Genomic DNA, 26,433 nt, shown 5'->3' with positions numbered 1-26,433 from the left:
GGGCTATCCCGGTGACACACACGGGAGCGGAACAATCGGAGGAATGATCCGACTGTTCACAGCGTCCTCGCTGTGTTTTCTTCAAAGGAACCTCGACCATCGGAATCATCCGACGGACGGGGTATCAACATATCTGGCGTTGACTTTTGGCACGCTGTTGAGTTCTCAAGGAACGGACGCTTCCTTCGTACTCACCCTTTCGGGCTTTCCTCCGGGCGCTTCCCTTCGGTGTTTCCGACTCTATCAGATCTTTTCTCGATCCGATTTCCTCGGTGCTTTCCAGGTTCCCGCTCTCGCGTTTCCCTTTCCGGCGGTTCCGACTTTATCAGAGGTTTTGGGGCGGACTGACCGCCGACCACTTCTGAATCAATCGGGGGGCTTCTCGGAACGGAGCGCTCCGAGAGCCGGCAGATGCTCACTGTTCCTGTTGTGGGTGGACGGGTCCACCTCCAGGCAACTGTCTGAATCTACCTCCCCACGCCACCCGTGTCAACAGGTCCCGCGGGGCGAAGAGGAGACTAGCAGGCCAACGCCGGAAGACGCACATCCGGAGGGGTCATTCCGGTCATGCCGCCGTCGGAACGGTTGCGCTGCGCTCGTCCGCGTCCACGTCGCCCGTGTCCCCGGCCCGTGCCGCGCGTCCGCCCAGGACATAGACGTAGGCGAGGAATGCCAGCTCAGCGGCGATCCCGATCCCGATCCGGGCCCAGGTGGGAAGGCCGGAGGGCGTCACGAACCCTTCGATGGCTCCCGAGACGAACAGGACCAGCGCGAGTCCGATGGCCATGCCGAGGGCGGCCCTGCCCTCCTCGGCGAGGGCGGTGCGACGGGTCCGGGGACCCGGGTCGATGAGGGTCCAGCCCAGTCGCAGACCTGTTCCGGCAGCCACGAAGACGGCCGTCAGCTCCAGCAGGCCGTGCGGGAGGACCAGGCCCAGAAAGGTGTCCAGACGGCCCGCCGAGGACATCAGGCCGATGCCGACCCCCAGGTTCAACATGTTCTCGAAGAGGATCCACAGCACCGGGAGACCCAGGAAGATGCCCAGGACCAGGCACATCGCGGCGGCTCGGGCGTTGTTCGTCCACACCTGGGCGGCGAAGGCGGCAGCGGGATGGCTCGAGTAGTACGTCTCGTACTCGCCGCCGGGGCGTGTCAGGTTCCGTAGTTCGCCGGGGGCCGCGATCGATGCCTGCACCTCCGGGTGGGTCCCGATCCACCATCCCAGGAGCACCGCCACCACCGTGGAGAGCAGTGCCGTGGGTATCCACCAGCGGCGGGAACGGTAGACGGCGGCCGGGAAACCGTGGGTGAGGAACCGTGTCACATCACGCCAGGAGGCGCGGCGCGTGCCCGTCACGGCACTACGCGCGCGTGCCACGAGTTGACTGAGCCGGCCGGTGAGCCGAGGGTCGGGTGCGCTGGACTGGATCAGCGACAGATGCGTGGCGGTGCGCTGGTAGAGGGCGACGAGTTCGTCCGCCTCGGCTCCGGTGAGGCGGCGCCGGCGGCGCAGCAGTTCCTCGAGGCGGTCCCACTCGGCGCGGTGGGTGGACACGAACACGTCGAGGTCCATGGGCGGGCTGCTCCTCGTGCTGCGGCGCGGTGTGCCCTCAGCTTGGCAGACTGTCGTACTCAGGGGTGGGTCAGGGGAAGGGCGGCCGGTGTGAGTGAGCTAGTGACGGGTGAGGCGGTGGCGCTGGAGCTGCGCCCCGCGAAGCTGCCGAGCCGGGCACTGGCCGTGTTGCTCGACCTGGTGGTGACCGTCGTCGCCTACATCCTGGTGATGATCGCTCTGGTGGCGTCCACGGCGGGGCTGGACGACGCCGCGCAGATCGCGGTGTCGATCGCCGCCTTCGTGCTCGTGCTGGTGGGCGGGCCGATCGTGGTGGAGACGCTGAGCCACGGGCGTTCGCTGGGCAAGCTCGCGTGCGGGCTGCGGGTGGTGCGCGACGACGGGGGGCCGATCCGGTTCCGCCATGCGTTGGTGCGGGGCGCGGTCGGTGTGGTCGAGATCCTCATGACCTTCGGGGTCGTGGCGTGCATCGCCTCGCTCGTGTCGGCACGGGGACGGCGGCTCGGCGACGTGTTCGCGGGCACGCTCGTCGTGCGCGAGCGGGTGCCCGCCGGCCATGCGACCTTCGCGCCCCCACCGCCGCCATGGCTGGCCGGGCGGTTCTCCGCGCTGGACCTTTCGGCGGTTCCGGACGGGCTGTGGCTGGCGATCCGGCAGTACCTGACCCGGATGCATCAGCTGGACCCGCAGGTGGGCTGGACGATGGCGGAACGTCTCGCCGCCGACCTCGCGGCCCGTACGGGCGTGCCGACACCGCCCGGGGTGCCGCCGGCCGCCTATCTGGCGGCGGTGGTGCAGGAGCGGCAGGCACGGGAGGCCCGGCGGGCGTCCGGCGGCTGGGGAGCCGCCGAGTCGGTGCAGCAGGCGGGTCCGCAGGCCGGCGGCCCGGCTCGGCCGCCGTATGCCCCACCCCAGGCCCCGGTGCCCTTCAGTTCGCAGGACGTGCAGTCGGCGCCGACGCAGCCCCCGCACCCCGAACCACCGGCCCGGCCCTCCACCGGCTTCGCGCCGCCCGCATAACCGCGGTCACCGCGGGTGCCGCGGTCACCGCGGGTGCCGTGGTCACCGCGGGTGCCGCGGTCACGGAAACACCGACGGCGGTGACTCGAGGTCCTCCAGTTCGATGCCGGGTGCCGCCAGCACCACGTCGCCTGCGATGTGGATGGTGTGCCGCTCACCCGTGTCCAGGGCTGTGACCTGGTATTCGTCCACGATCAGGGGGGCGTTGTCAGTGGTGTGTGTTTCTCTTGCGATCAGGGCCCAGGACTGGTCCACGGTGCGGGGGGCGAGGACCGGATCGGTGAAGGCGACGAGGCGTACGCGCGTCGCGGAGGAAGAGGGGGTGAGGCGCAGCAGACGGGCGGTGGCGACGAGGAAAGCGGGGGATGTGCCGGTGAAGGCGTGGGCGCGGACATTGCCTTCGGTGGCGTGGGCGCCGGTGGGGTCGGTGCGGACCCAGGTGACGCCGTCGAGGGCGGCGCCCCGCACCTGCCAGCCCGCGGCATGGAGTTCGAGGCGGATGGGGCGCCCGAGTTCGTCGAGGGCGAGGTCCACAGAGCCGGCGACTGTGCCTTCCTGGGGAACACCGCCAGGCCCCCTGTCGGCGGGGGTGGTCAGTCGGGAGACGTAGCGCCAGCCGGTGGGGCCGGGCGCGCACTGGAAGTGTTCTTCGGCGAGGAGGGTCTGGTCGTGCGGGTCGTGAAGCGAATATCGGCCGCGGGGCATGGGGGTCCTGGGGCTTGACGGGCCGGTCCGCCCAGTGGTCCGGAAGGTCCGGCGGTCTGCGGGGCTTCCGGTCCGGGAAGGGGGCAGGCCCCCGGCACGGGGGTGCGGGGGCCTGCCTTCGAACCGGCGCTCGGTCAGTAGCGGTAGTGGTCCGGCTTGTACGGGCCCTCGACGTCGACGCCGATGTAGACGGCCTGCTCGGGGCGGAGCTTGGTGAGCTTCACGCCGAGCGCGTCCAGGTGGAGGCGGGCGACCTTCTCGTCGAGGTGCTTGGGCAGCACGTACACGCCGGTCGGGTACGCGTCGGGCTTGGTGAACAGCTCGATCTGGGCCAGGGTCTGGTCCGCGAAGGAGTTGGACATCACGAACGACGGGTGTCCGGTGGCGTTGCCCAGGTTCAGCAGGCGGCCCTCGGAGAGCACGATGATCTTCTTGCCGTCGGGGAAGGTCCAGGTGTGGACCTGCGGCTTGATCTCGTCCTTGACGATGCCGGGGACCTTGGCGAGGCCGGCCATGTCGATCTCGTTGTCGAAGTGGCCGATGTTGCCGACGATCGCCTGGTGCTTCATCTTGGCCATGTCACTGGCCATGATGATGTCCCGGTTGCCCGTCGTGGTGACGAAGATGTCGGCCTTGTCGATGACCTCGTCCAGGGTCGTGACCTGGTAGCCGTCCATGGCGGCCTGCAGCGCGCAGATCGGGTCGATCTCGGTGACGATCACGCGGGCGCCCTGTCCGCGCAGGGACTCCGCGCAGCCCTTGCCCACGTCGCCGTAGCCGCAGACGACCGCGGTCTTGCCGCCGATCAGGGTGTCGGTGGCGCGGTTGATGCCGTCGATCAGGGAGTGGCGGCAGCCGTACTTGTTGTCGAACTTCGACTTGGTGACGGCGTCGTTGACGTTGATCGCCGGGAACAGGAGCGTGCCCTCGCGCTGCATCTCGTACAGGCGGTGGACACCGGTCGTGGTCTCCTCGGTCACGCCGCGGATCTCGGACGCCAGCTGGGTCCACTTCTGGGGGTTCTCGCCCAGGGTGCGGGTCAGCAGCTCCAGGATGACGCGGTGCTCGTCGGACTCCGCGGTGTCGGGCGAGGGGACCTTGCCGTCCTTCTCGTACTCGACGCCCTTGTGGACGAGGAGGGTGGCGTCACCACCGTCGTCGAGGATCATGTTCGGGCCGCCGGTGGGGCTGTCCGGCCAGGTCAGCGCCTGCTCCGTGCACCACCAGTACTCCTCGAGGGTCTCGCCCTTCCAGGCGAAGACGGGGATGCCCTGGGGGTTGTCGGGGGTGCCGTTCGGGCCGACGGCGATGGCGGCGGCCGCGTGGTCCTGGGTGGAGAAGATGTTGCACGACGCCCAGCGGACCTGCGCGCCGAGGGCGGCCAGCGTCTCGATGAGGACGGCGGTCTGGACGGTCATGTGCAGGGAGCCGGTGATGCGGGCGCCGGCCAGGGGCTGCGCCTCGGCGTACTCCTTGCGGATCGCCATCAGGCCGGGCATCTCGTGCTCGGCGAGGGTGATCTCCTTGCGGCCGAACTCGGCCAGCGAGAGGTCGGCGACCTTGAAGTCCTGTCGGTTCTCGACAGTCGTCATTGCGAGCTGCTCCTCGGGGTTGGGTCGAGGTGGGTACGGCTGGTCTGCGCGGCGGCGGGCACAGGGGTGCCCGAAGAGGACACAGGCATGCCCACGTGCGCGCAGCGCAGTCCGTCGGAGGCCCTCTCTCCCTCGGTCGGCCCGTCCTGGACCGCCCGACCGCCATCAGCAGCGACGTCTGGCTCCGTTCAAAGCTACACCGGAGGACCCGGCCGTCCCAGTCCGCCTCCGAAGACGTCCGGTTGCTTGCGGCAGGCGTGCGGGAGGCGGGGCCGGGCGACAGACGTCTCGACGGGTCTGCCGCGGGTCAGCGGTGTGCTCAGTGCCCGGCGCCGGGCACCGGGCCGCCGGGCGTCGCCTCGGGGTCCGGGCCCTTGGCGGCCTCGGCCTCGCTGTAGATGTCCGGCTCGAGGTAGATGACGCGGGCGATGGGGACGGCGGCGCGGATGCGGGCCTCGGCGGCGTTGATCGCGGAGGCGACCTGCGCGGCCGTGTCGTCGTGCTGCACGGCGATCTTGGCAGCGATCAGCAGCTCCTCGGGGCCCAGGTGGAGCGTGCGCATGTGGATGAGGCCGGTGACCGTCTCGCCGTCGACGATCGCCGCTTCGATCTGCTTGACCACCTCGGCGCCCGCGGCCTCGCCGAGGAGGAGGGACTTGGTCTCGGCGGCGAGGACCAGGGCGATGAGGACGAGGAGCACACCGATGCAGACGGTGCCGATGCCGTCCCAGACGCCGTCGCCGGTCAGCAGGGCGAGGCCGACGCCGCCGAGGGCGAGGGCGAGACCGATGAGCGCGCCGAAGTCCTCCAGGAGGACCACCGGCAGCTCGGGCGCCTTGGCGCGGCGGATGAACTGCGCCCAGGACAGCGTCCCGCGCAGTTCGTTGGACTCCTTTATCGCCGTGCGGAAGGAGAAGCCCTCGGCGATGATCGCGAAGACGAGGACGCCGACCGGCCAGTACCAGTGCTCCAGGGCGTGCGGGTGCCGGATCTTCTCGTAGCCCTCGTAGATGGCGAACATGCCGCCGATGGAGAAGAGGACGATGGAGACGAGGAAGGCGTAGATGAACCGCTCGCGGCCGTAGCCGAACGGGTGCTGCGGGGTCGCCTCGCGCTGGGCGCGCTTTCCGCCGATCAGCAGCAGGAACTGGTTGCCGGAGTCGGCGAGCGAGTGGACGCCCTCGGCGAGCATCGACGACGAGCCGCTGAAGGCGAACGCGACGAACTTCGATGCCGCGATCGCGAGGTTGGCGCCGAGTGCCGCCACGATCGCCCTGGTGCCGCCTGACGCGCTCATGTGTTCGCGTTGTCCCTTCGTAGCCGTCGCGCCCGGGCGTCCGCACGTGCCGTACGCCGTCCGGGGCTTTGCCCGTCCTTTGCCGGTGGGCCATTGTTGCAGCAGGCTCCGACGGCGGTGCGGCGGGCCGGGACGGCGACGGCCGCCCGGCCCGGGGCCGGGCGGCGCTGTCAGGCGGCGACGGTGGCCCGGAAGACCGTGCCGGCTCCGGACACCTCGGCCTTGTCCTCCGCCGGTACGAACACCGACTCGCCGGGCGCGAGCACCTGGTCGCCCGCGCGGACCGAACCGGCCGTGCACAGCAGGATCTGCGGGGTCGCACGCGTGAGGTCGCACGGGGCGGCACCCTCGGTCAGCGCGTACCGGGAGAGGCGGAACTCGTCGATGGGCGTCTCGTAGACCTCCTCGCCGTCCGCGGAGGCCTCGGGGCGCAGGACACCGGGGTCGCTCGCCTCGAAGCGGACGATGCGCAGCAGTTCGGGGACGTCGACGTGCTTGGGGGTCAGGCCGCAGCGCAGGACGTTGTCGGAGTTGGCCATGATCTCCACGCCCAGGCCGTCGAGGTAGGCGTGCGGGACTCCGGCGCCGAGGTAGAGGGCCTCACCGGGCTGGAGCCGGACGTGGTTGAGCAGCATCGCGGCGATCACGCCGGGGTCGCCGGGGTAGTGGTGGGCGATGTCGGCGTAAGGGGCGTAGGCGCCGCCGAGGCGGGCACAGGCGGCCGCCGCCTCGGTGACCGTGTGGGTCATCTCCTCGGGGTCGGCGGTCAGCACGGCGGTGAGGACCTCGCGCAGGGCGGCGTCCTCGGGGTGGGCGTGCAGCAGGTCGACGTACGGCTTGAGGGAGTCGACGTCGAGGCCCGCGAGCAGGCCGGCGGCGGCGTCGGGGGTGCGGAAGCCGCACAGGCCGTCGAACTCGGTGAGGGCGCAGATCAGTTCGGGCTTGTGGTTGGCGTCCTTGTAGTTGCGGTGCGGCGCGTCGACGGGGATGCCGCGGCGCTCCTCGTCGGCGTAGCCCTCCTTCGCCTGGTCCAGGTTCGGGTGGACCTGGAGGGAGAGCGGGGCGCCGGCGGCGAGGATCTTCAGCAGGAACGGCAGCCGGGGGCCGAACCGGGCGACCGTCCGCTGCCCCAGTTCGCGTTCCGGTGCCTTGTCGATCACCTCGTTGAGGGGGCCGCGCGGGGTGCGCGAGGGTGCGCCGGGGTGGGCGCCCATCCACATCTCCGCCTGCGGCTCACCGGTCGGCTCCACGCCGAGGAGCCGCGGGATGGCGGTGGTCGAACCCCAGGCGTAGGGGCGGATGGTGTTGTCGAGGCGATCCATGAGTGTCTTTTTCTCCGTACGTACGCCGCCCGGCCCGCCGCCCCTCGGGCAGCGTCGGCCGGTGCGCGCTGGTCAGGTGGTGTCGGCCAAGCTCAGGCGCCGGAAGCGAGCGCCACGTAAACGGCGGCGAAATCGGTGAGGGCGATCAGCTCCGCAAGGGTCTCCAGCTCGTCGCCGTCCTCGGGTTCGAGTTCGCTGATCGCCGTGTCGTGGCTGAGGGCCAGTTCGCGGGCGGCGGGGGCGGCGCTCAGGCCTCCGATGGGGCGGTCGCGCAGGAGCACCACGCGCGCGTGCAGGGCCTGGGCCTCCTCGACGCGGTCGCGGAAGAAGTCGTCGGGGTCCGCGCCCGCGGCGAGCGCGCCGGACAGCAGGACGCTGTGCGAGGCGAGCGCCTCGGGAAGCTGTGCGGTGAGCGCGGGGCGGCCGGCCAGTTCGGCGAGCGCGGCGGCGAAGCGGCGGCCGGCCGGTGCGGCGGAGACGCCTTCCGTCCAGATGACCGGGAGTGCCTCGGCGAGTTCGGCGGCGAGGTTCTTGGCCGGGTTGCTGTAGGTGGCGATGGCCGGGCCGCAGCGCTCGGCGACCTGGTCGAGGCGGTCGGCGACCTTCTCCAGGACCTGGGGCGGCGCGGACAGCAGGCCGGTGCGGTCCAGGAGGGCGAGCAGCGGGGTCAGCAGGGCCCACAGGACGCCGGGCGCGGACGCGGCGAGGGGTTCCTCCGGCTCGTAGGGGGCGGTCGCCATCGGCACGAACAGGCCGTGTGCGCCGGTCACCGCCTCCGTGATCGGGGAGCGGGCGGGGGCCACGGCGACGACGGTGCAGCTACGCCGGTAGGCCTGCTCGACCAGGATGCCGAGGCCCGGTTCGCTGCCGTCGGGCGTCGCGATCAGCAGGAGGTCGACGGGCCCGGCCCAGCCGGGCAGCTCCCAGCGCAGCGCGCCGGCTGCGGGGGCGACGCCGGTGGGGTGGATGCGGACGACCGGGCAGGCGGCGCCGGCGAGGGTGCCGAGCAGTTCGGCGACGCCCACGGAGGCGGTGCCGGGGCCCGCGATGAGGACGGCTCGGGGGCGGCCGTCGGGCTTCAGGTCGTTGACCCCCGCCTCGGCGGCGAACCGCACGGCGGTGCGGACCCGGGCGCCTGCCTCGGCGGCACCTCTGAGCAGTTCGCGCCGGTCGGCGCGCGCCAGCGCCTCGGGGTCGTCGAGCAGCGATTCGTCGAGCATGGGCGGCAGCCTCCGATCGCCGGGTGCGTCAGGCCGGGCGGCGGGCCTCGTCGACGAGCAGGACGGGGATGCCGTCCCGGACGGGGTAGGCGAGGCCGCAGTCCTGGCCGGTGCAGACCAACTCGCTCTCCTCCTCCTTGAGCGGGGCGTGGCACGCCGGGCAGGCGAGGATCTCCAGGAGGCCGGCTTCGAGCGGCATGAGGGGTCCCTTCGGGCTGGTGCGCTTGGCCTGGTCAGACTACCGCTGCGGGCGGCGGCGTGCGGGGGTTGGGCGGGGCGGGCGCTGCCGTGCGCGCCCGCCCCGCCGCCCCCGCGGTGTGCCGGGGCGTCAGCCGCGGATGATCTCCAGCGCCTCGTCCCGGATCTTCGCCATGGTCGCCTCGTCCCTCGCCTCGGCGTTCAGCCGCAGGAGGGGTTCGGTGTTGGACGGGCGGACGTTGAACCACCAGTCGGCGGAGGAGACGGTCAGGCCGTCGAGCTCGTCCAGTTCGACGCCTTCGCGGCCCTCGTAGGCGGCCTTGATGGCGGCGAGGCGGCCCTTCTGGTCGTCGACCGTGGAGTTGATCTCGCCGGAGCCCACATAGCGGTCGTACTCGGCGACGAGCTGCGACAGCGGGCCGTCCTGGCCGCCGAGGGCCGCGAGGACGTGGAGTGCGGCCAGCATGCCCGTGTCCGCGTTCCAGAAGTCCTTGAAGTAGTAGTGCGCGGAGTGCTCGCCGCCGAAGATCGCGCCGGTGCGGGCCATCTCGGCCTTGATGAAGGAGTGGCCGACGCGGGTGCGCACCGGTGAGCCGCCGTGCTCCCGGACGACCTCGGGCACCGACCAGGACGTGATCAGGTTGTGGATGATCGTGCCCTTGCCGCCGTGCTTGGCCAGTTCCCGGGCGGCGACCAGCGCGGTGATCGCGGACGGGGTGACCGGGTCGCCGTGCTCGTCGACGACGAAGCAGCGGTCCGCGTCGCCGTCGAAGGCGATGCCGATGTCGGCGCGCTCTTCGCGCACCCGCTTCTGCAGGTCGACGATGTTCTTCGGGTCGAGCGGGTTGGCCTCGTGGTTGGGGAACGTGCCGTCCAGCTCGAAGTACATGGGGACCAGGTCGACGGGCAGCCCGGACAGGACGGTCGGCACGGTGTGCCCGCCCATGCCGTTCCCGGCGTCGACGACGACCTTCAGGCGGCGGATGGACGTCAGGTCGGCGAGCGAGCGCAGGTACGCCGCGTAGTCCTCCAGCGTGTCGCGCCGGGTGATCGTCCCGGGCGTCTCCACGGGCTGCGGCGCTTCCCCGTCCAGCCACTCCTCGACCAGGGCGCGGATATCGGCGAGGCCGGTGTCCTGGCCGACGGGTGCGGCGCCGGCCCGGCACATCTTGATGCCGTTGTACTGCGCCGGGTTGTGCGAGGCGGTGAACATGGCGCCCGGCAGGTTCAGCGCACCCGACGCGTAGTACAGCTGGTCCGTCGAACACAGGCCGATCTCGGTGACGTCGGCGCCGCGTCCGGCGGCTCCGCGCGCGAAGGCGTCCGCGAGCCCCGGGGACGAGGGCCGCATGTCGTGGCCGATCACGATCGCGTCCGCACCGGTCACCTGGGCGAAGGCCGCGCCGAACAGCTCGGCCAGCGTCTCGTCCCACTGGTCCGGGACCACCCCGCGTACGTCGTACGCCTTCACGATCTGCGACAGATCAGCAGCCACGGCCAACCCTCCTGAGTTCTCAACGATGCCCCCAAATTACCTGCTGGGACGGACACCCGGTCCCGGGGTCCAAGGTCCGGCGAACACTTCGAACGGAGTTCATACCGGGTCCCCTCGGGCACACGGGTCCGCGGGAACCGCCGACGGCGCGGGCAGGGGACCGGAAAGGGGGACCCGGCGCGGGATCCGGGCGCTCAGTTGTCGGGCGAACTCAGTTGTCGGGCGAACGCAGGACGCGCAGGTGGCCGCGGCGTGCGACCTCCATCGGGTCTGCCGTGCGTGCGCTGCTGCCGCCGCCCGCCTCGGCCGTGCGCTGTTGCGGGCGGGCCGCCTCGCGAACCGCGTTGGCCAGCGCTTCCAGGTCGTCGCCGCTGGGGCGCGCGGGGGCCGAGCCGTCCAGCAGCCGGACGACCTCCCAGCCGCGCGGCGCGGTCAGCCGCTCGGAGTGCTCGGCGCACAGGTCGTAGCAGTGGGGTTCGGCGTAGGTGGCGAGCGGGCCGAGGACCGCGGTCGAGTCGGCGTAGACGTACGTCAGCGTCGCGACGGCGGGTCGGCCGCAAGCGGTGCGCGAACAGCGACGTACAGGGCTCACGACGTTGGACGGTACCGCACTCTTGAGCGGGCCGCGACGACTCTCCCCCAGGTCACTCCACCGTGTCGTGCTGTGAAACGCCCCACACCCCCTTTCGGGGCCGCACGGCTGACCTGGGTGGACAGCCCATGACGAGATATCGGACGACCTTGAAAGCGGTCACCACTTGGTACAAACCTCGTCAAATTTCATGAGCTCGACGGTCTCGGGGGATACGGAATCGAGCCCAAGCTTGGCCGGAATGCTCATCCGGCGACATGCCGCGCGACCCCGTCCGCCTGGACCGGACCGTCCGCGGCGGTCCGGGCGGACGGACGCTCCCGGACGCGGCGCAGGTCCGCGTCGGGCCGGGCGTGGCGCCCCCGTGGGGGCTACGCTTCTTTCAGTGATGGACACCCCCGTACCGCCCCGCGCCACAGCACCCGGGCCCCGCCGCCGTGACCGCCACGGCCGAGGCATGCGCGGCCCCGTCGCACCGCCCCAGGTACCGCTCTCCGCGAGCCGCGCCGAGGTGTTCGCGGATCTGGTGCAGGACTCCGTGGAGCGCCTGGAGCGGCGCTGGCCGCAGCTCGCCGAGATCGACTTCCTGGTTCTGGACGTGCCGCGCCTGGACGGCCCCGGCGCCGGCTGGAGCGACGAGGCCGTGCCGCTGGGAGGCACGATCCCGGCTCGCGACGGCCGCCGGGCGCGCGTGGTGGTCTACCGGCGCCCGGTGGAGATCCGCACCAAGAGCCGCGACGAGCGCGCCGCCCTGGTGCACGAGGTGGTCGTCGAGCAGGTGGCGGAGCTGCTGGGGCTGACACCGGAGACGGTCGACCCGCGCTACGGCGAGGACTGAGCCCCCAGGCGCACGGATCCTTCCGGGGGTCCTTCCGTCACTTCTCCAGCAGCACCGACAGGTCCTGCCGCGTCTCCGGCACGGCCACCGTGCCCCGGTCGTCCGGGAGGGTCTGCACGGTGAACGCCGGCACGCCCTCGAGGGTCGTCTCAAGGGTGCGGGAGGCGTAGACGGGACCGCCGGAGAGCGTCTCGACGGTGAGCGCGTAGGTGCCCTTCAGACCGCTCGGCACGGGCGCGTCCACGTTCTGGGTCGTCCCGCCCTTGATCGTGTACTGCTTCGTCACGGCCGCGCCGCCCCCGCTGCCCGCGGACGCCGTGACCTTGACGGTGGCCGTGGCGCCCGGCGCGGCCAGGGCGAGCGTGGTGCCCTTGGCGCTGTTGCCGGCGACCGACGCGCGCGTGCCGACCGGCGCGGTGGCCGGGATGAACGCCGACTCCTGCTTGCCGCCCGTGCCCCGCACCACGTGCAGCGCGGCGACCACCGGGACCGGCGTGCCGGTGGGCGTCAGCACCAGGGAGCCGGCCTCGCCGCGCGTGATGTCGCCGAGGTCCACCGCGGTGGTCATGCCGGCCTTCACGTGCACCGTCTCGTTCCCGGCCGGCGTGATCTCCCCGGAGGGCGAGGCGAGACGCACCTTGAGGTCGGCGTCGGAGTCGCCCGGTGTGAAGGCGACCAGACGCACGTCGGTGGCGTCCTTGGGGATGCCGGGCAGCACCAGGGAGCCCGCCGGGTCCGTGGAGGCGGACAGCCAGTCGCCGCCCAGCTTGTCGTCGAGGGCCTGCACCGCGGCGCCGACCCGGCCGCTGCGGACGCTGACGTGGACCGTGAGGTCGCTCTCCCGTGCCTCGGTGAGCGTGGACAGCAGGACCGGTTCGCTGGAGTGCGGCTGGACGGTGATGCCCTCGCCGACGGTCGACTTCAGGTCGCCGCCCTTGCCGTACAGCTCGATGTCGACGACCGCGGCCGAGTCGTCGGGGTTGGTCAGGTGGACGTAGTCGGTGCGTGAGGCGTCCGTGCTGGCGCCCGGGAACCAGAACTCGGTGTCCGGGGCGGAGCAGTTCATACCGAGCAGCCCGCGCCCGGCACCCGCGGCGACCGAGGTGGTCTCCTGGACCGTCCAGCCGGGCGCGAACCTGCCCGTGGCGGTGCCGATCAACGCGGGCGTGTCGGCGCCCGAACCGTCCCCGGTGACCGGGGTGCCCGGCTGTTTCGGGGTGAGCGCCGGCGCGCCGGACTGCTTCTTGCCCTTGCTTCCCTTGCCGCTGTTCCCGGTGTCCGCGCTGTCCGCCGACTGCTCGGCGGCCGCGGTCAGTTGGGCCCTGCCGTTGTCACCGGCGCCCTGCACGACGGGGGTGAAGGACGCGTACGAGGTGTCGGCGATGTCGGAGGTGCTCGGCTGCGGGCACAGCAGCCGGGTCTGCTCCACGGGCAGCCGGGCGGCCGCCTTCGGGGTGTCGCTGCCGGAGGCGGCCGGCGCGCCGAGTGCCGCGAATCCGGTGACGGCGGCCAGCGCGGTCGCGCCGGCGATCAGGGACAGAGTCGTGCGCTTCACTGCTGGCTCCCGTCGGGGCGCTCACTGTCGGTGCCGTGCGCCGGGTCGTACGGCGTGGCGTAGCCCTGGGTGTACGTCGGGTCGTACGGCGCCGTGTTGCCGTAGGCGTAGGGGTCGTACTGGGTGCCCTGATAGGGGTCGTGCTGGTACGGCTGCTGCTCGTAGGCGCCCGGCGCGTACGGCTGGGGGGCGCCCTGGTAGTGCTCGCCGCCGTAGGAGCCGTACTCGGTGTCCGCGTAGCCCGTCGTGTCCCACTCCGCGTAGGCCGGCTGGTGCGGGACGGCCGCGGGGGGCTCCTCGGGAGCAGGCGGCGGGGTGTCGGCGTCCTGGGCGGGCTCTTCCGCCTCGGCCTGGGCGCGCAGCCGGCGGGCGCGGCGGCCCTCGCCTGCGGTGTCCTGCGCGGGTACCACCCGCTCCTCGGGGAGGTCGTCGTCGACGTCGCGGCGGCGCCCGGGCAGGGCGAGCACCACCAGGACGACGGCGAGCGCTCCCTGCGTCCACAGCCAGGCGGTGTGGCCGAGCGGAGTGTCATAGGTGACGTCCAACCTGCCGCCGGACGCGGGCAGTCGGAAGCCCTGGGCCCAGCCGTCCACGGTGGTGCGGGTCAGCGGCTTGCCGTCCAGGGTGGCGGTCCAGTCCGGGTCGGCGGTGTCGGCGATCCGCAGGGTGCGGCCCTCGGTGCCGGAGGGGATCGTGGTGTGGATCTCCACGGGACCGGCCGCGACGGGCACGGGGGCGCCCGTGCCGCCGACGATCGCGGCGCGGGAGACCTCGTGGTCGACCCGCCACAGCGCGCTGCCGTCCTGCTGGCTGAGCCGGGTCAGGCCGGGCGTGGCGTCCAGCGTGCGGCTGATGTCGCGGGGCGCGCCCTTGCGGACGAGGACGTAGCGCACGGCGAAGCCGCCGAGTTCGTCGGCCTGGTCGGCGCCGGAACCCGCGACGAGGTTGGCGACGACCTTGTCGAGCTGCTTGTTCTCGCCGTCCTCGGCGGCGAGTTCACCGTCGCCGAGGCGGGCGCCCGAGCCACGGACCAGGGTGTAGCCCACGCGCGCGGTCGACTCGCCGTCGAGGAGCAGGGTGCGGGCCTGGTCGCTGGTGCCGCTCTCCTCGGCGACGAACGCGGGCACCTGCACGGGGTCGCGCCGCTCCAGCGGCCCGTCGGCGCCGCGGATCATCCATCCTGCGGCGATGAGCAGCGGCCCGGCCGCGGACGCGAACGCGATGAGCGCGGCGACCGGCTGGCGCCAGCCGAAGCTCTGCTCGGCCACCCGCGCGCGGGCGCCGTCCGCACCGATCGCGGCGGCGGCCAGCAGCGCTAGGCCGTAGACGAGGGTCGCCGGACCGGCCCACGCGGAGCGGTTGGACAGGACCGCGAAGACGAGCGCCACCAGGGCGGCCGCCCACGCCGTCCGGATGGCGCCCTGGCGCTCGCTGCGCAGCAGGGCGGCCAGCGCGGCGAGGACGACACCGATGAGCATCAGCCCGCTGACCGTGCCCGGCCCGCCCGGGCTCGCGCCGAGCAGGTCGAAGGCGGAGGCCGCACTCGCGCCGTACGCCAGACCGGCCTCCTTGAAGAAGCCGAACGGCAGCAGCGACAGCGACCAGGGGGCGAGCAGCAGCAGCGGGGTGCCGACCTGGGCGAGGAAGCGCGGGCCGTAGGCGACGATGTCGCCGCGGCGCACGACGAGCAGCGCGACGCCCAGGACGAGGGCGACCGGCCACACGATCGGGGTGAACGCGGTGGTGATCGTCAGCAGGAGCGCGTACGCCCAGGTGGCGCGCCAGCTACCGCGCGCGCCGGACGCGTGGGCGAGTCCGCTCGCCGCGATGCCCGCGCGTGCGATCAGGGGCAGCAGCACCGCGAGGACCGCGGTGCCGATACGGCCGCCGGCGAGGGCGCCGGTGGCGGCGGGCAGGAACGCGTAGGCGACGGACGCCCACGCGCGCAGCAGCCGCGACTCGACGAGGGGACGCGAGGCGAAGTACGCGGTGAACCCGGCGAGCGGCACCGAGCAGACGAGCAGCACCGTGACCGCGAGACCGGTGGAGCCGAGCAGCACCCCGGCGAGCAGGGCGACGAACGCCAGATAGGGCGGCGCGGCATGCGTGCCGCCGGCGCCCACCGGATGCCAGGCGTCGAGATAGCGCGACCACAGCTCGGAGGAGTCGGCGGGCGCGGGCAGCAGCGCGCCGCCGGCGAGCGCGCCACCGCCGAGCAGCGCGCGGCAGGCGACGAGCGAGACGAGCAGCAGCACGCCGAACAGCACCGGTCCGGGCTTGCGGGCGATGCGCTTGAGTCGCGCGAACTGTTCGACCTCCAGGAAGTCGGCGTCGTCGCCGCCGGGTCCGGACTCCAGACCGCCGCCGTGCCGGCCGGCCGAGGACACCTCCGGGTCGGAGCGGCCCACCAGGTTGGTCGCGACCTGTTCCACGGTGGCCCGGACGGTCGCTCCGGGGGGCGGGAACAGCGCGCGCAGCTCGCCCTTGTCGATCTGCGGCCGGCCGCGCCTGCGCCGCCCGGCGATGATCCGTTCCGGCCGCAGCAACGTCCCCAGCAGACCGCGGATCTCGTCGACGGCCTGCCCGGGCACCTTGCCGACGAGGTACGCCACCGTGCGCAGCAGGGTGCCGAGCACCAGGCGGAGCAGGATCCAGGGCAGTTGTGCGGAACGGGCGTTGGCGAGGAGCGTGTAGACGGCGCCCGCCTTGTCGACCTTGTGCGGGGAGGCCGCGGTGCGGCCCACGCAGTCGACGGTGCGGCGCTCGCGGGAGGCCGCCTCGGCGTGCCGGACGACGGCGTCGGGGGCGACGAGGACGCGGTGGCCGACGGCCTGGGCGCGCCAGCACAGGTCGACGTCGTCACGCATCAGCGGCAGGTTCCGGTCGAATCCGCCGAGCTGCTCGAAGACGTCGCGCCGGATCAGCATGCCGGCGGTGGACACGGACAGCACCGGGCGGACGTGGTCGTGCTGGCCCTGGTCCTGTTCACGGCGGTCCAGGCCGGTCCAGCGGCGGCCGGAGTTGGCGATGGTGACGCCGACCTCGAGCAGCTGCCTGCGGTCGTACCAGCCGCGGAGCTTGGGGCCGACGACGGCGACCTCGCGCCCCAGCTCGGCCTCGTTCTCCACGACGCGCAACAGCTCGGCCAGGGCGCCCGGTTCGGGGGCGCAGTCGTCGTGCAGGAGCCACAGCCACTGCACCGGCTCGCCGTGCGGCAGCTCCGGCATGTCGTAGGCCTCGTCCCGCCAGGTGCGGGTGACGGGGTCCCAGCCGCTGGGGCGCTTGAGGTAGGGCAGGTCGTCCGGGGTCAGGGCGGGCGCGGTGCGGCTCGCCTCCTCGACGGCCTGGCCGAAACCGGTGCGCCGGGCGAGGTGCAGCACGCGGTCGGGGCCGAGCGCGTCGGTGAGCAGCCGAGCGGAGTCGTCCGCGCTGCCGGTGTCGGCCGCCACGGCGTTCTGCACGGGGCGTTCCTGGCCGAGCAGCCCGGCGAGCGCGTCGGGCAGCCAGCGGGCGCCGTCGTGGGCGACGAGCACCGCGGTGACCACGTGACGCGGGAACTCTGGGGTGGACGGGTCGTGTTGGACCGCCGTATGGCTGTGCACGGACATCGAGGTACGGGCCCCGGTTCGATGGACTGCGGTGGACGCCTGCGCCCCAAGGGGGCGGCGGGACGTCTCGGACGGAGGCCCACACTAACGGCTGGACAAGATCGCGGCCCGCCGCCTGTGGACAATCCACCTGCGACGGGCCGTTCGTTACGAAAGGATGTGCGGCTTTTCGTCGCACGCCGGGCGGGTCGGCCGCCACGCACGCATGCGCCGGCTTTACGACGTCCTGGACGACTCTTTTCGGACAGTGACAGTGGCCACGACGACGCCGGACGGCGGCCTCCGTCGGACGGCGGCCTCCTTGAGGCAGCGGCCTCCTTCAGACGGCGGCCTTCTTCAGGCGGCGGCGCTCACGCTCGGACAAACCGCCCCAGATGCCGAACCGTTCGTCGTTGGCGAGCGCGTACTCGAGGCATTCGGAGCGGACCTCGCAGGCCAGGCAGACCTTCTTGGCCTCGCGGGTGGAGCCGCCCTTCTCGGGAAAGAAGGACTCGGGGTCGGTCTGGGCGCACAGCGCGCGCTCCTGCCAGCCGAGTTCCTCGTCCGCGTCGTCGACCAGCAGTTGCTGCACCAGCTCGGTCATGTGCGCCCCTCGTCTGTCTTTCGCGTCCCCGTGATGTAGCCGTTACCGAATCCGGCTGAACGACACGAGTGAAATTACAAGTGTGCCGATCCGGGCCAGTCAAGCCGAGATCTGCTATTGGGCCCCTTATTCACTCTGCGGAACCAAGGCTATGCGGAAAGTGTTCAAATCGGCATAAACCCTGACAGCCGACGGGGTTACAGGTGCCCCTGTGACCCCTCGTCGAGAAGGACGCCCAAGAGTTCGATCTCGTTCCGACATGTGCGTCGAAGCGAACCGGATCACATTCGGATCACGAGATCGCAACGACGTCCACGTCCCCGGCGGTGCGCCATGTGTCCCCCCGACTCCGCTGAACAAACCTTTCCTCTGCGGGATGAACCGGATGTGGTGAAACAGCTCCCACATGGCGGACGCCAAGTTGACAGGGAAAGGTGTGAACCGATGTGCTAGTGGGCATGCTCGCGAACTCGGCACCCACCCAGACCCGCACCGCCGGGTCCCACGGTGCTGCCCGCGCTCGCTGTAGCTGTTGCTGTTCCGGCTGTTGAGCCTGCCCCAGCGCTCCGGCCGCTCCCGGGTCCACACGGCCCGGTTGCCGTTCCCTCCGCCCGCATCAGGGCTCGCGCGACGCCCGTGACCCGGGCGCACGGCACGCGACACCCCGCCCCGCACTCTCCCGCCGAGGAACCACCGCACCCATGAACAGTGACAGCGACCTGCAGATCGCCGGCGACATCCTGGAAGTACCGCACCTGCTCCAGCCGCCGCGCGAGCACCCGGAAACCGTGGCCGAGTTCGCCGGGCTCGCCCGCTCCGTCGCCGCCGACCGCTCCCAGTGGGAGCACCTGGTCCGGTACGACGCGACCTCCCGCTGGTACCACCGGCTGCGGACCGGACCCGGCTACGAAGTGTGGCTGCTGTCCTGGGTGCCCGGCCAGGGCAGCGGGCTGCACGACCACGGGCGCTCGTCCGGCGTTCTGACCGTCTTGCACGGCGCACTCACGGAGCGCACGGAGCGCGGCACACGCGCGTTGCACGCGGGGGCGCAGCGGGTGTTCGCACCGGGCTACGTACACGAAGTGGTGAACGACGCGCTGGAGCCGGCGGTCAGCCTGCACGTCTACTTCCCCGGGCTGACCGAGATGCCGATGCACACCAGGGCGTGCGCGGCGGAGCGCGGCACGGTGGACACGGTCACGGCCTGAGAGCCCGGACGGCACGGAGCCGGCCGGGCCCGCACCGGCTCCGGGCCGGGTGGCGGCGCGGGTGTCACGGTCGGGTCACCCGTTGTCCTGGGCGCCTGCAAGACTGCATCCATGCGCATTGTGGTTCTGGCAGGCGGCATCGGCGGCGCCCGGTTTCTGCGTGGTCTGAAGCGGGCCGTGCCCGACGCCGAGATCACCGTCATCGGCAACACCGGCGACGACATCCACCTCTTCGGGCTGAAGGTCTGCCCGGACCTCGACACGGTGATGTACACGCTCGGCGGCGGCATCAACGAGGAACAGGGCTGGGGCCGGGCCGACGAGACCTTCCACCTCAAGGAGGAACTCGCGGCCTACGGCGTCGGACCGGAGTGGTTCGGGCTCGGCGACCGCGACTTCGCCACGCACATCGTGCGGACGCAGATGCTGGGCGCGGGCTATCCGCTGAGCGCGGTGACACAGGCCCTGTGCGACCGCTGGAAGCCGGGGGTCCGGCTCATCCCCATGACGGACGACCGCGTCGAGACGCACGTCGCCGTCACCCTGCCCGACGGCGGCTCCGCCGCGGGGTCCGGCGAGCGCAAGGCGATCCACTTCCAGGAGTACTGGGTGCGGCTGCGCGCCTCCGTCCCGGCCGAGGCGGTCGTACCGGTCGGCGCCGAGCAGGCGAAGCCCGCGCCCGGTGTCCTGGAGGCGATCGCCGCGGCGGACGTGATCCTCTTCCCTCCGTCCAACCCCGTCGTCTCCATCGGCACGATCCTCGCGGTGCCCGGCATCCGCGAGGCCATTGCGGACGCCGGGGTCCCGGTGGTGGGCCTGTCCCCCATCGTCGGTGACGCCCCCGTGCGCGGCATGGCCGACAAGGTGCTCGCGGCGGTCGGCGTGGAGTCCACGGCCGCGGCGGTCGCCGAGCACTACGGCTCCGGGCTGCTGGACGGCTGGCTCGTCGACTCGGTGGACGAGGCCGCCGTGGAGCGTGTGGAGGCCGCGGGCATCCGCTGCCGGGCGGTGCCGCTGATGATGACGGACCTGGAGGCGACGGCGCGCATGGCCCACGAGGCCCTCGCGCTGGCGGAGGAGGTGCGGGGGGCTTGAGCGGCGGGCTTTCCATGGGTGCCGGGGCCGGCGGGGGCACGCCCGCTGCCGCGCCCGGCTACCGGATCTGGGCGCCTCCCGGGCTGCCGGAGATCCGTCAGGGCGACGACCTCGCCAAGGTGATCGCCGCGGCCGAGCCCGGGCTCGCCGACGGGGACGTCCTGCTCGTCACCTCCAAGATCGTCTCCAAGGCGGAGGGGCGCGTCGTCCGGGCGGACGACCGGGAGGCCGCCATCGACGCCGAGACGGTGCGGGTCGTCGCCCGGCGCGGTCCGCTCAGGATCGTGGAGAACCGGCAGGGCCTGGTGATGGCCGCCGCCGGAGTCGACGCCTCGAACACCCCCGCCGGCACGGTGCTGTTGCTGCCCGAGGACCCCGACGCGTCCGCGCGCGCCCTCCGCAAGGGACTGCGGGACACGCTCGGCGTGGAGGTCGGCGTGATCGTCACGGACACCTTCGGGCGGCCGTGGCGCAACGGGCTCACCGACGTCGCCATCGGGGCGGCCGGCGTGCGGGTCCTCGACGATCTGCGCGGCGGCACGGACGCGCACGGCAACCCGCTGAGCGCGACCGTCGTCGCCACCGCCGACGAGCTGGCCGCCGCGGGCGACCTGGTCAAGGGCAAGGCCGCCGGACTGCCCGTCGCGGTGGTCCGCGGGCTGCCGCACGTGGTGACCGGGGACGACGGCGACGGCGCACGTGCCATGGCGCGCGGCGCGCGCGACGACATGTTCCGGCTGGGCACGTCCGAGGCGGTGCGGGAGGCGGTGACCCAGCGGCGTACGGTACGCGCGTTCACCGACGAGCCGGTGGACCCCGGTGCCGTACGGCGAGCGGTGGCCGCCGCCGTGACGGCTCCGGCGCCGCACCACACCACGCCGTGGCGGTTCGTGCTGCTGGAGTCCGAGGAGTCCAGGACGCGGCTGCTCGACGCGATGCGGGACGCGTGGATCGCGGACCTGCGCCGGGACGGGAAGAGCGAGGAGTCGATCGCCAGGCGCGTCCGGCGCGGGGACGTGCTGCGCAACGCGCCGTACCTCGTCGTGCCGTGCATGGTCATGGACGGCTCCCACTTCTACGGCGACGCACGGCGGGACGCGGCCGAGCGGGAGATGTTCGTGGTCGCGACGGGCGCGGGCGTGCAGAACCTCCTCGTCGCGCTCGCCGGGGAGCGGCTCGGCTCGGCCTGGGTCTCCTCGACGATGTTCTGCCGGGACGTCGTCCGGGGGGTGCTGGAACTGCCGGAGACCTGGGAGCCGATGGGCGCCGTGGCGGTGGGGCATCCGGCCGAGGAACCGAAGCCGCGGCCGGAGCGGGATGCGGGGGCGTTCATCGAGGTGCGGTGAGCGGGCGGCGCAGCCGCAGGGCGCCCAGGGCCGGGCGCGCGCCCCCTACTCTCGTAGGACGACACCCCGGACGCCACGCCCCCGGACACCACGCCCCCGGACACCGCGACATCCCGGACACCGGGACACCCAGGACATCAGGACACCGCGACACACCTACCACCAGGACCTCATCCGTGGCCGGACGATTCGCTCCCCGCCCCACCCCCACGACCGCGCGCGGTGGGCATGTCGTCGTGCCCGCGGGCATCCCCCGGCCGGCCACGGCGCCCGGACGGCGGCGGACCTGGACCCCGCCCGGACCACTGGACCTGGGCCTGGTGCTCGGGCCGCTGCGCCGCGGGCCCGCCGATCCCACCTTCCGGGCGACCCCCGACGGCTCGGTGTGGCGGGCCAGCCGTACGCCGCTCGGTCCGGGCACACTGCGGGTCGCGCTCCGGGGCGGGATCGCCGAGGCGGAGGCCTGGGGGCCCGGGGCGGAGTGGCTGCTGGACCAACTGCCTCAGATGCTCGGCGCGTTGGACGATCCCGACGCCTTCGAGCCACGGCACCGACTGGTCGCGCTGGCGCGGCACCGGCGGCCGGGGCTGCGGCTCACCCGGACCGGCCTGGTACTGGAGTCGCTGATTCCGTCGATCCTGGAGCAGAAGGTCACGACGGACGAGGCCTACCGGGCCTGGCGGCTGCTCGTACGGAAGTTCGGGGAGCCGGCGCCGGGTCCCGCGCCGGGACGCATGCACGTGATGCCGGCGCCGCGGACCTGGGCGCTCATTCCGTCCTGGGAGTGGCACCGGGCCGGGGTCGACAACAAGCGGGCGTCGACGATCCTGCGGGCCGTGCGGGTCGCCGCACGGCTGGAGGAATCGGTGGGGATGGAGCCGGCGCAGGCGCAGGCGCGGCTGGAGGTGGTGCCCGGGATCGGGCCGTGGACCTCGGCGGAGACCGTGCAGCGCAGTCACGGCGCGGCGGACTCGGTGACCGTGGGGGACCTGCATCTGCCCGGGATCGTGGGGTACGCGCTGGCCGGGGACCGGGACGCGGACGACGCCGCGATGCTGTCGCTGCTTCAGCCGTACGCGGGCCAGCGGCACCGGGCGGCGCGGCTGATCCTGCTGAGCGGGTGTGCGCCGCCGCGGCGCGCCCCGCGGATGCGGCGGGGCGACATCGGGCGGTTGTAGCGCGACGCCGGGTGCCCGGCACAGGGCACCCGGCGTCGCACGGAGAGCGCTACTGCTGGTCCGACGAGAAGCGCACCGCCCCCGCCGGGATCCGTGCGTCGCACCAGACCCGTACTCCCTCACGGAGTTCGTTGTCCGCGCCGACCACCGCGCCGTCGCCGATGACCGCGCCCGTGAGGATCGAGCGCTCGCCGATGCGGGAGCGGGCGCCGATCAGGGAGTCCGTGATGACCGCCCCGGGCTCCACGACGGCGCCGGGGAGCACCGTGCTGCCCGAGATCCGGGCGCCCTCGCCGACGAACGCGCCCTCGCCCACCACCGTGCCGCCCGTCAGCTTCGCGTCCGAGGCGACCGAGGCCGTGGGAAGGATCAGGCGGTCGCCGCAGCGGCCGGGCACCGCCGGGGACGGGGCGCGCCCGAGGACGAGGTCCGCGGAGCCGCGCACGAAGGCCGCCGGGGTGCCCAGGTCCAGCCAGTACGTGGAGTCGACCATGCCCTGCAGATGGGCTCCGGCCGCCAGCAGGTCCGGGAACGTCTCGCGTTCGACCGACACCGGGCGTCCGGCGGGGATCGTGTCGATCACCGAGCGGCGGAACACGTACGCACCGGCGTTGATCTGGTCGGTGACGATCTCCTCGGGGGTCTGCGGCTTCTCCAGGAACGCCGTCACCCGGCCCGTCTCGTCCGTCGGGACCAGGCCGTACGCCCTCGGGTCCGTCACCTTCGTCAGGTGCAGCGACACATCCGCGCCCGTCGCCTGGTGGGTGTCGACCAGGGCGCGGATGTCGAGGCCCGTGAGGATGTCCCCGTTGAAGATCAGCACCGGGTCCTCGGGACCTGAGTGGAGGCGGCTCGCCACATTGCGGATGGCGCCGCCCGTGCCGAGGGGCTCCTCCTCCGTGACGTATTCGAGGCGGAGGCCGAGGGACGAGCCGTCGCCGAAGTAGGGCTCGAAGACCTCGGCCAGGTAGGACGTGGCGAGCACGATGTGCTCCACGCCCGCCGCCTTCGCCCGCGCGAGCTGGTGCGTGAGGAACGGGACCCCGGCCGCCGGAACCATCGGCTTGGGGGTGTGCACCGTGAGCGGGCGCAGCCGGGTGCCTCTGCCGCCGACCAGGAGGATCGCTTCTGTCACCTGTCGTCTCTGCTTCCTGCCGGGACCGGCCAATCTGTGAATCGGCCGACCAGTGTATGCGGACCGTGTCATGAGGACCGCAAGAGGCGTTATGAGGACCGTGAGAGAGATCCCTCTCGGGCACCTTCGATGACATTGTGATGGCCTTCGGCAGCGGTGCTGTGCGGCGGGTGCCCCCTCACACCTTCGTGCGGAAGAACTCGTGCGGTTGGTGCGGGCCGTCGTCCGGTGTGCCGCGTGTCACCGTGTGACGTCGTACGGGTGGTCCGTACGACGTCGTCCGGCGGCCCTTCGTCCTCAGCGGCCCTGCAGGCGGCCCGCGGTGGAGCGGACCGTGCCGAGTTTGCCGTACAACTCCGCTCCGGGACAGTCCGTGGCGTACCCGTCGCGATGACCAGAGATCACATTCAGTCGTGCTTTCTCACCCTTCGGGTACAGATTGCCGCCCCCGGACTCCAGGTAGGTCGTGCCGCGCGGATCCATGCCGTACAGCCCGAGTTTCCACGCGGCCAGTGCGCCCACGGCGTCCAACGTGCCGGCCGACGGCTTGGTGCTGCCGGAGTAGGTGCCGATGACGGCGACGCCCATGCTGTCGCTGTTGAACCCGAGGGTGTGGGCGCCCAGCACGGGCTTGTCGACACCTCCGGCGCGGCCCTCGTAGATGGTTCCGCACTTGTCGACGAGGAAGTTGTAGCCGATGTCCCGCCAGCCGTTACTCACCACGTGGTAGCGGTAGATACTGCGGATGACCGAAGGCGCCTCGGCGCAGGTGTAGTTGTTGCCCGACGCCGTGTGGTGGACGAACGCCACCTTCACGTTGTCGGTGTAGACGAAGCCCGCCTCGCGCAGGCTTTCGTCGGCGCCCCAGCCGCTGCGGGTGACGATTTTCGGGCGCGGGGCGGTGTGGGTCTCCGCGTGCTGCGGAAGCTGCTGGGGAACTGCTTCCGGCTCCTTGCCCGGGGCCTCCGGGGCTTCCTGGGCCGGGTTCGCGGTCTCCTTCACGGGTTTCCCCGACTCCGTTGCCGGGCCGGCGGTGTCCGCGGCCGGGAGCGCGGGCTCGTTCGCCGGGCTCACGGTCACCGTCGCCGGGAGCGCGGGCTCGTTCGCCGGGCTCACCGTCACCGTGGCCGGGACCGCGGTGTCACTCGCCGGGCCCACCGTCTGCGTCGCCGGGAGCGAAGGCTCCTTCGTCGTTGCCGGTGTCTCCTCCGCGTCGTCTGCCTCCTGAGAGGGTGGCAGGGCCGCGGTGTCGTCCGGGGGAGCACCCCCGTCGGGCGGTTCCGGCGCGGCGGCGTGCACGGTGGGGCCGGGCGCACCCGCCTGCGACTGCGGGCCGGGGTCGACGAGTTCGACGCGAAGGCCGTCGGGCAGCGCGGGCGAGCGCGTCGTACCGGTGTCGTCCCTCTCGGCGCTCACCCGTACCTCCACCCCGTCCGAGTCGCCGACCCACAGCGGCGCCGTCGCCCCGCGCACCCTGCTGGACCGGCCCTCCGCGGTGCCGGGGTCGGGACCGTGGCCGCGGTGGTCCGTCTCGAGTGCCTGCCACTCGGACCACTGGTGTGTCCCGCTCGCGCGGGTCCGGACCTCGACACTGCCGTGGAGTTCGGTGGCGGGGTCGTCCCAGACGACGCCGACCAGCGAGAAGGAGCGCACGCCTTGCGGGGTCAGGCCCGCTTCGACCACCGCCCCGGCGGCACGGGTGAAGGGCATGAGGGGGAGGGACTGGGTACTGCCGGGGACGGCCGCGGAAGCCGACGGACCCCGCACACCCGTGTCGGCCGACGCGGCCGGCATCGCGAACGGAAGGGCCAATACCACCGCACAGGTGACACCGATCGAGGAAGCAAGATATCCACGCATGCACACGATCTTGGACATAGTCAGACATATATGTCCATCTGGAAACTGACGCCCCGTCGACCGCGCTCGGCCGAACCGGTGGCACCCGAGACCCCGCCACCGACGCCCGCACATCCGCCCCCGCGTACGCTTGCCGACGTGAACGCCACCGATCGCACCCCTGCCGACCTGCTGCGATCCGCGCTCGCCGCGGACCCCGCGCGCCCCCTCGTGACCTTCTACGACGACGCCACGGGCGAACGCGTCGAACTCTCCGTGGCCACCTTCGCCAATTGGGTGGCCAAGACCGCCAACCTCCTTCAGGGCGACCTCGCCGCAGAGCCCGGCGACCGGGTCGCGCTGCTGCTGCCCGCGCACTGGCAGACGGCGGTGTGGCTGCTCGCCTGCTCGTCCGTGGGCGTCGTCGCGGACGTCGGCGGTGATCCGGGCGCCGCCGACCTCGTGGTCAGCGGTCCCGACACGCTGGATGCGGCACGCGCCTGTTCCGGGGAGCGCGTGGCCCTCGCCCTGCGCCCTCTCGGCGGCCGTTTCCCGCAGACCCCGGACGGCTTCGCCGACTACGCGGTCGAGGTGCCGAGCCAGGGCGACCGCTTCCAGCCGTACTCCCCCGTCGACCCGGACGAGCCGGCGCTGATCGTCGCCGGTGCCGAGTACACGGGGGCGCAGGTCGTGGAACGGGCTCATGCGGACGCGCTGCCGCTCGGGCTGACGGGGCCCGGGGCGCGGCTGCTGTCGGGGCTGCCGTACGACACCTGGACGGGGCTGAGCGCCGGGTTGTACGCCCCCTTGGCCGCGGGGGGCTCGGTCGTGTTGTGCCCGCATCTGGAACGGCTCGGGGAGGACGCGCTCGGCAAGCGGATCGAGAGCGAGAAGGTGACGGCCACGGCTGTGAGCTGAGCGGCGGGGTGCGGTGCCGCCCGCCGTCCGGCCGCGGGCCGGTCGTGGGCCGGCCGCGGGCCGGTCGTGGGCCGGCCGCGGGCCGGCCGTGGCTGATCGCCGCTGGCACGCCCACG

21 protein-coding genes are annotated in these 26,433 nt (G+C 72.6%); 7 read left to right on the top strand and 14 right to left on the bottom strand.

The genetic code is table 11. The features are described from left to right. Nucleotides 1–565: 565 nt before the first annotated feature. The gene (locus tag ACZ4SW_RS04040) at nucleotides 566–1,573 is read right to left on the bottom strand and encodes a stage II sporulation protein M (protein ID WP_468237563.1); all 1,008 of its coding nucleotides are present in this window, start codon (nucleotides 1,571–1,573) and stop codon (nucleotides 566–568) included. A 90-nt stretch (nucleotides 1,574–1,663) separates the two neighbouring features. Between ACZ4SW_RS04040 and ACZ4SW_RS04035 the strand changes: the two genes are divergently transcribed. Next, a complete protein-coding gene (locus ACZ4SW_RS04035; protein ID WP_468237561.1) occupies nucleotides 1,664–2,593 on the top strand; it encodes an RDD family protein in 930 nt (309 codons plus the stop codon). Nucleotides 2,594–2,653: 60 nt separating this feature from the next. Here ACZ4SW_RS04035 and ACZ4SW_RS04030 read toward each other — a convergent pair whose 3' ends face one another. From ACZ4SW_RS04030 to ACZ4SW_RS03995, 8 genes are all read right to left on the bottom strand, one after another. Beyond that, nucleotides 2,654–3,298, bottom strand: a complete 645-nt coding sequence (locus tag ACZ4SW_RS04030; protein ID WP_468237558.1) for a hypothetical protein — start codon at nucleotides 3,296–3,298, stop codon at nucleotides 2,654–2,656. A 134-nt stretch (nucleotides 3,299–3,432) separates the two neighbouring features. Continuing rightward, on the bottom strand, nucleotides 3,433–4,890 hold the full coding sequence (ahcY, locus tag ACZ4SW_RS04025; RefSeq protein WP_468237555.1) for an adenosylhomocysteinase: 1,458 nt from the start codon (nucleotides 4,888–4,890) through the stop codon (nucleotides 3,433–3,435). 319 nt (nucleotides 4,891–5,209) lie between these two features. Then, entirely contained in the window at nucleotides 5,210–6,187 is a 978-nt protein-coding gene (locus ACZ4SW_RS04020) for a cation diffusion facilitator family transporter (RefSeq protein WP_468237553.1), read from the bottom strand. 170 nt (nucleotides 6,188–6,357) lie between these two features. After that, nucleotides 6,358–7,509: a mannose-6-phosphate isomerase, class I gene (gene manA / locus ACZ4SW_RS04015; protein WP_468237550.1), complete on the bottom strand. Its 1,152-nt coding sequence runs from the start codon at nucleotides 7,507–7,509 to the stop codon at nucleotides 6,358–6,360. Between the two features lie 92 nt (nucleotides 7,510–7,601). Next, nucleotides 7,602–8,729, bottom strand: a complete 1,128-nt coding sequence (locus tag ACZ4SW_RS04010; protein ID WP_468237548.1) for an SIS domain-containing protein — start codon at nucleotides 8,727–8,729, stop codon at nucleotides 7,602–7,604. Between the two features lie 28 nt (nucleotides 8,730–8,757). Next, complete coding sequence (locus ACZ4SW_RS04005; protein ID WP_079102319.1) at nucleotides 8,758–8,928, bottom strand: Trm112 family protein; 171 nt, start codon at nucleotides 8,926–8,928, stop codon at nucleotides 8,758–8,760. Between the two features lie 129 nt (nucleotides 8,929–9,057). Then, complete coding sequence (locus ACZ4SW_RS04000; protein ID WP_468237546.1) at nucleotides 9,058–10,422, bottom strand: phosphomannomutase/phosphoglucomutase; 1,365 nt, start codon at nucleotides 10,420–10,422, stop codon at nucleotides 9,058–9,060. Nucleotides 10,423–10,633: 211 nt separating this feature from the next. Further along, nucleotides 10,634–11,014: a DUF3499 domain-containing protein gene (locus tag ACZ4SW_RS03995; RefSeq protein WP_468237543.1), complete on the bottom strand. Its 381-nt coding sequence runs from the start codon at nucleotides 11,012–11,014 to the stop codon at nucleotides 10,634–10,636. Between the two features lie 388 nt (nucleotides 11,015–11,402). Here ACZ4SW_RS03995 and ACZ4SW_RS03990 point away from each other — a divergent pair, with 388 nt between their 5' ends. After that, nucleotides 11,403–11,852, top strand: a complete 450-nt coding sequence (locus tag ACZ4SW_RS03990; RefSeq protein ID WP_468237541.1) for a metallopeptidase family protein — start codon at nucleotides 11,403–11,405, stop codon at nucleotides 11,850–11,852. A gap of 37 nt (nucleotides 11,853–11,889) precedes the next feature. Here the strand turns inward: ACZ4SW_RS03990 and ACZ4SW_RS03985 are convergent, their stop codons facing one another. The 3 genes from ACZ4SW_RS03985 to ACZ4SW_RS03975 form a co-directional block, all read right to left on the bottom strand. Continuing rightward, complete coding sequence (locus ACZ4SW_RS03985) at nucleotides 11,890–13,407, bottom strand: DUF5719 family protein (RefSeq protein ID WP_468237539.1); 1,518 nt, start codon at nucleotides 13,405–13,407, stop codon at nucleotides 11,890–11,892. Next, nucleotides 13,404–17,015, bottom strand: coding sequence for a glycosyltransferase (locus ACZ4SW_RS03980; RefSeq protein ID WP_468237536.1), 3,612 nt, complete (start codon nucleotides 17,013–17,015; stop codon nucleotides 13,404–13,406). The genes ACZ4SW_RS03985 and ACZ4SW_RS03980 overlap by 4 nt, the downstream gene beginning before the upstream one ends. 319 nt (nucleotides 17,016–17,334) lie before the next feature. Then, entirely contained in the window at nucleotides 17,335–17,598 is a 264-nt protein-coding gene (locus tag ACZ4SW_RS03975; protein ID WP_003975777.1) for a WhiB family transcriptional regulator, read from the bottom strand. 701 nt (nucleotides 17,599–18,299) lie between these two features. On the opposite strand from ACZ4SW_RS03975, the gene ACZ4SW_RS03970 reads away from it, so the two are divergent. From ACZ4SW_RS03970 to ACZ4SW_RS03955, 4 genes are all read left to right on the top strand, one after another. Further along, a complete protein-coding gene (locus tag ACZ4SW_RS03970) occupies nucleotides 18,300–18,806 on the top strand; it encodes a cysteine dioxygenase (protein WP_468237533.1) in 507 nt (168 codons plus the stop codon). Between the two features lie 111 nt (nucleotides 18,807–18,917). Beyond that, nucleotides 18,918–19,901, top strand: coding sequence for a 2-phospho-L-lactate transferase (cofD, locus tag ACZ4SW_RS03965; RefSeq protein ID WP_468237531.1), 984 nt, complete (start codon nucleotides 18,918–18,920; stop codon nucleotides 19,899–19,901). Between the two features lie 14 nt (nucleotides 19,902–19,915). Further along, nucleotides 19,916–21,247 carry a coenzyme F420-0:L-glutamate ligase gene (locus ACZ4SW_RS03960; protein ID WP_468237609.1) on the top strand — a complete coding sequence of 444 codons (1,332 nt, stop codon included), beginning with the start codon at nucleotides 19,916–19,918 and terminating at the stop codon, nucleotides 21,245–21,247. A gap of 176 nt (nucleotides 21,248–21,423) precedes the next feature. Continuing rightward, on the top strand, nucleotides 21,424–22,425 hold the full coding sequence (locus ACZ4SW_RS03955) for a DNA-3-methyladenine glycosylase family protein (protein ID WP_468237528.1): 1,002 nt from the start codon (nucleotides 21,424–21,426) through the stop codon (nucleotides 22,423–22,425). A 49-nt stretch (nucleotides 22,426–22,474) separates the two neighbouring features. Here the strand turns inward: ACZ4SW_RS03955 and manB are convergent, their stop codons facing one another. Continuing rightward, the gene (gene manB, locus ACZ4SW_RS03950; protein WP_468237526.1) at nucleotides 22,475–23,560 is read right to left on the bottom strand and encodes a mannose-1-phosphate guanylyltransferase; all 1,086 of its coding nucleotides are present in this window, start codon (nucleotides 23,558–23,560) and stop codon (nucleotides 22,475–22,477) included. A gap of 297 nt (nucleotides 23,561–23,857) precedes the next feature. Next, nucleotides 23,858–25,270 (bottom strand): N-acetylmuramoyl-L-alanine amidase, encoded by a 1,413-nt coding sequence (locus ACZ4SW_RS03945; protein WP_468237524.1) that lies wholly within the window; start codon nucleotides 25,268–25,270, stop codon nucleotides 23,858–23,860. 288 nt (nucleotides 25,271–25,558) lie between these two features. Between ACZ4SW_RS03945 and ACZ4SW_RS03940 the strand changes: the two genes are divergently transcribed. Continuing rightward, entirely contained in the window at nucleotides 25,559–26,317 is a 759-nt protein-coding gene (locus tag ACZ4SW_RS03940) for a TIGR03089 family protein (RefSeq protein WP_468237522.1), read from the top strand. The last annotated feature ends 116 nt before the right edge of the window (nucleotides 26,318–26,433 follow it).

Source organism: Streptomyces sp. NPDC028331 (assembly GCF_055565775.1).
This window is presented reverse-complemented; position numbering and strand designations above follow the sequence as displayed.